This is a genomic window from Candidatus Zixiibacteriota bacterium (assembly GCA_040753495.1).
In the GTDB taxonomy this organism is placed as follows: domain Bacteria; phylum Zixibacteria; class MSB-5A5; order GN15; family PGXB01; genus DYGG01.
Genome location: JBFMEF010000089.1, coordinates 1 through 5,939, shown reverse-complemented (window position 1 = coordinate 5,939; position 5,939 = coordinate 1). Strand labels below are relative to the sequence as shown.

Annotated in this window: 9 protein-coding genes; all 9 read left to right on the top strand. The window is 51.4% G+C overall.

The features are described from left to right. The coding region (locus AB1690_05665) for a dockerin type I domain-containing protein (protein MEW6014789.1) at positions 1-563 on the top strand (563 nt) is incomplete at its 5' end. Positions 564-659: 96 nt separating this feature from the next. Next, a complete protein-coding gene (locus AB1690_05660) occupies positions 660-1,565 on the top strand; it encodes a polysaccharide deacetylase family protein (protein MEW6014788.1) in 906 nt (301 codons plus the stop codon). 245 nt (positions 1,566-1,810) lie between these two features. Further along, entirely contained in the window at positions 1,811-2,569 is a 759-nt protein-coding gene (locus AB1690_05655; protein ID MEW6014787.1) for a cobalamin biosynthesis protein CbiA, read from the top strand. Position 2,570: 1 nt separating this feature from the next. After that, complete coding sequence (locus AB1690_05650) at positions 2,571-2,804, top strand: 4Fe-4S dicluster domain-containing protein (GenBank protein ID MEW6014786.1); 234 nt, start codon at positions 2,571-2,573, stop codon at positions 2,802-2,804. An 11-nt stretch (positions 2,805-2,815) separates the two neighbouring features. Next, positions 2,816-3,901, top strand: coding sequence for a 3-methyl-2-oxobutanoate dehydrogenase subunit VorB (gene vorB / locus AB1690_05645; protein ID MEW6014785.1), 1,086 nt, complete (start codon positions 2,816-2,818; stop codon positions 3,899-3,901). Position 3,902: 1 nt separating this feature from the next. Further along, complete coding sequence (locus tag AB1690_05640) at positions 3,903-4,664, top strand: thiamine pyrophosphate-dependent enzyme (GenBank protein MEW6014784.1); 762 nt, start codon at positions 3,903-3,905, stop codon at positions 4,662-4,664. Position 4,665: 1 nt separating this feature from the next. Further along, positions 4,666-5,226, top strand: a complete 561-nt coding sequence (locus tag AB1690_05635; GenBank protein MEW6014783.1) for a 2-oxoacid:acceptor oxidoreductase family protein — start codon at positions 4,666-4,668, stop codon at positions 5,224-5,226. An 8-nt stretch (positions 5,227-5,234) separates the two neighbouring features. Continuing rightward, positions 5,235-5,690 carry an NAD(P)H-dependent oxidoreductase subunit E gene (locus AB1690_05630; protein MEW6014782.1) on the top strand — a complete coding sequence of 152 codons (456 nt, stop codon included), beginning with the start codon at positions 5,235-5,237 and terminating at the stop codon, positions 5,688-5,690. A 1-nt stretch (position 5,691) separates the two neighbouring features. After that, the coding region (locus AB1690_05625; GenBank protein MEW6014781.1) for a (2Fe-2S) ferredoxin domain-containing protein at positions 5,692-5,939 on the top strand (248 nt) is incomplete at its 3' end.

Sequence of the window (5,939 nt, the reverse complement as noted above, 5' to 3'; positions counted from 1 at the left end):
TCACCACCACCAATGACCCTAATGGCAACAACCGCGGGCATGGTATTACCGGAGCCTCGGTCGGCTGGATAGAGGCGAGTTTTGACCTGTCGGCATTTGCCGGCAACAACATATTCCTTCGTTTTACTTACGAAACCGACGCCTATGTGCTGGAAGAGGGAATGTACATAGATGATATCTACCCCGTGGAGTCATACGGCATCCAGACTCTGATTTCTTCATCCATAACGGACACCACTTACCAGTTCCTCAATAAGACTGACGGTATCTACTATTACCGGGTTCGGGCAAAAGATGCCGAAAATCAATGGGGCGATTTCTCCAGCATCGGCGGCACCGTGGTGGGAAACATTGTTACCTATACCTGTGGCGACGCCAATGGGAATGGCGCTGTCAATATTCTCGACGTCACCGCCATACTGGCGTTCCTCTATAAGGGAGGTCCGGCTCCGGAGCCTTTGGAAGCGGCTGATGCCAATGGCAACGGCGCCGTCAATATTCTGGACGGCACCTTCCTGATAGGATACCTTTTTAAGAGCGGACCGGAACCGCTCTGCCAGTAATCAATCAGAGCCAGACTTCAATGAAGCGCGGGTAATGGTATCCGCGCTTCTTTATTTTTGTTGCCAAAGAGGATTCCTTGAGTTACATCTACGGCGATGAAAAGAATACCAGTCTTCATTATTCTGGCGGCGCTTACTCTCAGCAGCCGCGGACTAAGCGGCCAATCGCCCCCGAAAGAATCTCGCCCGCACCAGAAGAGTATCGCTATTACTTTTGATAACCTGCCGGCGGAGCCGACCTATAGCGCTTTCGAGCGGCGGCAAATCAATCAACTCCTTCTCTCATCACTCAAGAAAAACGGTGTTAAGGCCGCTGGTTTTGTGGTCGGCGATTATCTCAATAAAGACTGGGAGCTGATTGTCAAATGGCTTGATGATGGCCATATTATCGGTTCCCTTCCCTTTTCGGGACAGCGAATCGATGATGTCCCCCTGACTTTCTTCTTTGATGATATAATTAAAGGACGCGATGTCCTGGAAAATCTTTTCGACAGCTATGCGCAGACTGGGCGCTATTTTCGGCTTCCTTTTCTGTATGCCGGAAGCAATCGTTCGAATCGCGAGGAACTATTTGCGCTTCTCAGAAAAGAAAGGTTGATTCTTGTAGACGCCTCGATTATTACGGAGGATTTTGTTTACAATCTGTCTCTGGAAAAATTGGGGAATACCCAGGATACCGTCAGGCTATTCGCCCTGCGCGACCAATATATCGACCATATCTTAAGATCACTCAGCCGCGCCGAAGAACTGGCTCAAAAACTTCTGGAGCGGCAACCGCGACAGATACTTAAATTACAGGCAAATAAGATAAACGCCTATTTTATCGATGATATCCTGAGGGCGATTAAGGCAAGCGGCTATAAATTCATCTCCCTGCCAGAGGCGCTCAAAGACCAGCTCTATCGTCGGCGCGATGCCTGCTTTGACGACAATCGCCCCCTTTCCTTACTGGAGCGGCTGCTTCTCTCTGATCCGGACCTTCTTCCGGCAGAAGAAGAATAAGCATTCCGCGGAGACCATGTCGCATTGTCCTATCGAATTTGGGGAGAATTGCCAAAGATAGGTTTCAAGGTTCGATAACTTCTTTTAATACTTGAGAGAGTTGTCCATGACACGTGATTTTTTTCACAATTATCCTTGACTTGAATCCGAAATTGTTCGATATTAATAATTAGAGAAAATAGGACAAGTTTTGTTGCCGTTAAAAGCTTGCTCTTCGACAGCCGGGCATTGAGGACTGGTTGAGAATGATAGCGCCAAAAGGCTTAGAATTATTGTCAATGACCGACGGTTTACGATATCCCACCTTGCCAGCCGGAATTCTGATAATTGTCGGCGGTTTCGGAAGCGGTAAGACCGAAATCTCAGTCAATCTAACTCGCTATCTGGCGCTTTCCGGTGAAAGCCAGATTGCCATTGCCGACCTTGATCTGGTCAATCCTTATTTTCGCTCGCGGGAAGCCAGAGAGGAGATGGAGCGACTGGGGGTTCGCCTGATAGCCCCCAAAGGGGGGAATTTTTATGCCGACCTGCCGATTCTCCTGCCGGAAATCAAAGGCGCTGTCGAGGAGCGTTCCGGACGACTGATTTTGGATGTTGGCGGTGACGCCCAGGGTTCCCGGGCTCTCGGCTCCCTGTCCGACATTTTCATTCCAGGCGCTTATCAGATGCTTATGGTCCTTAATAGTCGACGTCCTTTCACCGCCGATGTCGCCGGAACTATCGAAACTATGAGGCGCATCGAGTTGTCGAGCAAACTTCGTTTCACAGGCTTGATTGCCAACAGCCATATGATTGATGAAACTACTCCGGAGATTATTCTGGAGGGATTAAGTCTGGCGCGACAGGTGGAAAAAGTCACCGGCTTGCCGCTTCAGTTCCTCTGCGCCAAAGAAGACATCCTCGCCAAGATTCCGCCTTCTGATATCGATTGTGCCGTCTTACCTTTGACCCGTCTGATGCTGAAACCGTGGGAGCGGAAAAGCGGCTCTCCTAAAGGAATTTGACATGCCCGGCATCATAATAAATAAAATCTATTGTAAAGGATGCGAACTCTGCGTGCATGCCTGCCCGATGAAGATAATCTCGATGTCGAAAGAACTAAATCAGAAAGGGTACTTTTGCGCCCAGGTGCACGAACCAACCCACTGTATCGGCTGTCGCATCTGCGCTATAACCTGTCCTGATGCCGCCATTGAAGTGAAGACACACGGCACGCAGTTCGCCCTGTTTGAATATTGACGGATTTCTGTATGGCAAAGAAACTGATGAAAGGAAATGAAGCTATCGCCGAAGCGGCTGTATGCGCCGGCGCGACCAACTATTTCGCTTACCCCATCACCCCGCAGAGCGAAGTCGCCGAATATCTGGCGCGACGTCTTCCGGAAGTAGGGGGAGTTTTTGTTCAGGCGGAAAGCGAAGTGGCCGTCGGCAATATGCTTTTTGGCGCCGCCTGCACCGGTCAGAGGGTCTTTACCACTTCCTCCAGTCCCGGTGTGAGTCTCATGCAGGAGGCTATTTCATACATGGCAGGGGCGCATCTTCCGGCCGTGATTGTCAATATCATGCGCGGCGGACCGGGCCTGGGAGGTATCCTGCCGGCGCAATCCGATTACTTTCAGGCGGTCAAAGGCGGCGGACACGGCGATTATCGCCTGATTGTCCTTGCTCCTTCCTCCGTTCAGGAAGCGGTTGACTTGATGATGCTGGCATTCCATCTGGCTGACAAATACCGCACCCCTGTTATGTTGATTGGCGACGGCATGATTGGCCAGATGATGGAGTCGGTAGAGATTCCGGACAAAGCTCAAGAGCGCCCGCTCCCTCCCAAAGATTGGGCATTAACCGGCGCTAAAGGTCGAAATCCTTATATTATAAAATCTCTCTTTCTGGACCCGGTGGCGCTTGAGAAAAACAGTATTCTTTTGGCTGAGAAATACAAAGTAATCAAGGCAAATGAAGTGCGCTGGGAGCTCTATAACGTCAATGATACCAACCAGCTCCTGATTTGCTCCTATGGCACCATGGCGCGCATATGCCAAACCGCTATTGATGAGCTATCTGAGGAAGGTCTCAGCGTCGGGCTCTTTCGCCCGATTTCGCTATTCCCCTTTCCGGAAAAAGTAATATTTGATGAGGCATCCAAACCGAATATTAAGGCTCTCTTGACCATAGAAATGAGCATGGGTCAGATGGTGGAAGATATTGAACGGGCCGTGGTCGGTGTGAAACCGGTCGGATTTTTTGGTCGCACCGGCGGAATTGTGCCATCCCCGGATGAAGTCAAAGATGCCGTTAAACGCCAACTCGCTTCAGATGGCAGAAAAAAGAAGGGGTAATATGGCAAATGACCTTCTGACCATTTTGTCTCGTCCGGAAGCGCTGAGCAGCACTATCACCCATTATTGTCCCGGTTGCACCCACGGAATTATTCATCGCCTGGTTGCCGAGGTAATAGACGAGCTTGGTGTGCGGGAGCGCACGGTCGGTGTGGCGCCGGTCGGTTGCTCCGTTCTGGCGTATAATTATTTCAATTTCGATTTCATGGAATCCCCCCATGGCCGCGCTCCGGCGCTGGCGACCGGCTTTAAGCGGCTTCGCCCCGACATGATTGTCTTTACTTATCAGGGCGACGGCGACTTGGCGTCAATTGGAATGGGTGAGATAATTCATGCCGCCAATCGCGGCGAAAAATTTACCGTGATTTTTGTCAACAATGCCATCTATGGCATGACCGGCGGGCAGATGGCGCCCACCACCATGCCGCACCAGAAGACCACAACTTCTCCTATGGGGCGGAATGTTGAAACGGCCGGCTACCCGATTCGGGTTGCGGAACTGATTTCCAGTCTGGCCACACCGGCATACATCGCCCGGGCGGCGGTTCATACCCCTATGCATGCTATCGGCGCCAAACAGAAAATCAAGAAAGCCTTCAGTTATCAGGTCCAGGGAACCTGTTTTTCCCTTGTCGAAATCCTTTCCACCTGTCCTACGAATTGGGGTATCGCCCCGGAAGCCTCGACCCGCTGGCTCGAAGAAAACATGATGCCGTACTATCCGCTGGGAACGCTCAAAACTCCTGAGGGGAAAGAAAAATAAGATGCGCCAGCGGGAAGTCACATTGGCTGGATTTGGCGGACAGGGGATAATGACCGCCGGTCAGTTGCTGGCTTATGCCGGTATGGCGGAAGGAAAGCAGGTGGTCTGGATTCCTTCGTACGGTCCCGAGATGCGCGGCGGCACCGCTAACTGCACCGTAGTAGTCTCCGATAACCGAATCGGTTCCCCCATCATCACCAATCCGCAGGCTGCCTGCGTTTTTAACCGTCCCTCGCTTGAAAAGTTCGGTCCGTTGGTAAAGCCTGGAGGCATATTGCTTATCAACTCCTCTCTCATTGACACTGTTTCCGGTCGAAATGATATATCCGAATATCTGATTCCGGCCAATGATATCGCCATAAAGTCCGGCAATGCCAAAGCCGCCAATATGGTAATGCTCGCCGCTTATGTTATCTTGAGCGGCATCGTGAAATTCGACACCATACTGAAAATGCTCGAAGAAAAAATGGGGGAGAAAAAGGCGCTGCTGGAGATAAATCGCCGGGCTCTTGCCGAAGGGCGCGCTCTCGCCGAAAAACTGCAGCATAAAGTGAAAGTCTAAAATTAAATATGACGCACGACCTTTCCAAAATAGAGGAAATTATCGGACGGAGTCCCAAGGAACCCGCCGCCCTGATTGCCGTTCTCCAGGATATCCAGAGGGAATTTCATTATCTTCCCTGCGAAGCGCTCACGGCGACAGCGACTGCGCTCGGCGTCCCATTAAGCAAAGTCTTCTCCGTTTCGACATTCTATAACGCTTTCAGCCTGACTCCCCGCGGCGAGAAGATTGTCCGGATCTGCCAGGGAACCGCCTGCCATATTAAAGGCGCCAAACTGGTGCAGGAACAGATTGAAGCCAACCTCGGAATCAAAGCCGGCGAAACCACCGCTGACATGAAATTTACCATTGAGGTGGTCAACTGTGTCGGCGCCTGCGCCATGGCGCCGGTGATTATTGTCAATAACATGTATCACGGCAAGGTCCGCTGCGACCAAACCAAGAAAGTCCTGGGGACAAAGTAGTATGCGGATCGCCTCGGCCGAAAGTCTCACCCGACTTCAAAAAGAATATCAGAAGGATGCCGCCAGGTTTCCGCGAAAGATTCTGGTCTGCCTTGGGCCCGGCTGTCTGGCGGCAGGCTCAGACCGCATCTACGACGCTGTCCTCGACCATATCGCCAGGAAGAATATCAAAGACGTTACGGTCGAAGCCATCAAGAAGACCGGTTGCCATGGCCTCTGCACTCAGGGTCCGCTGGTTACCATTGAGCC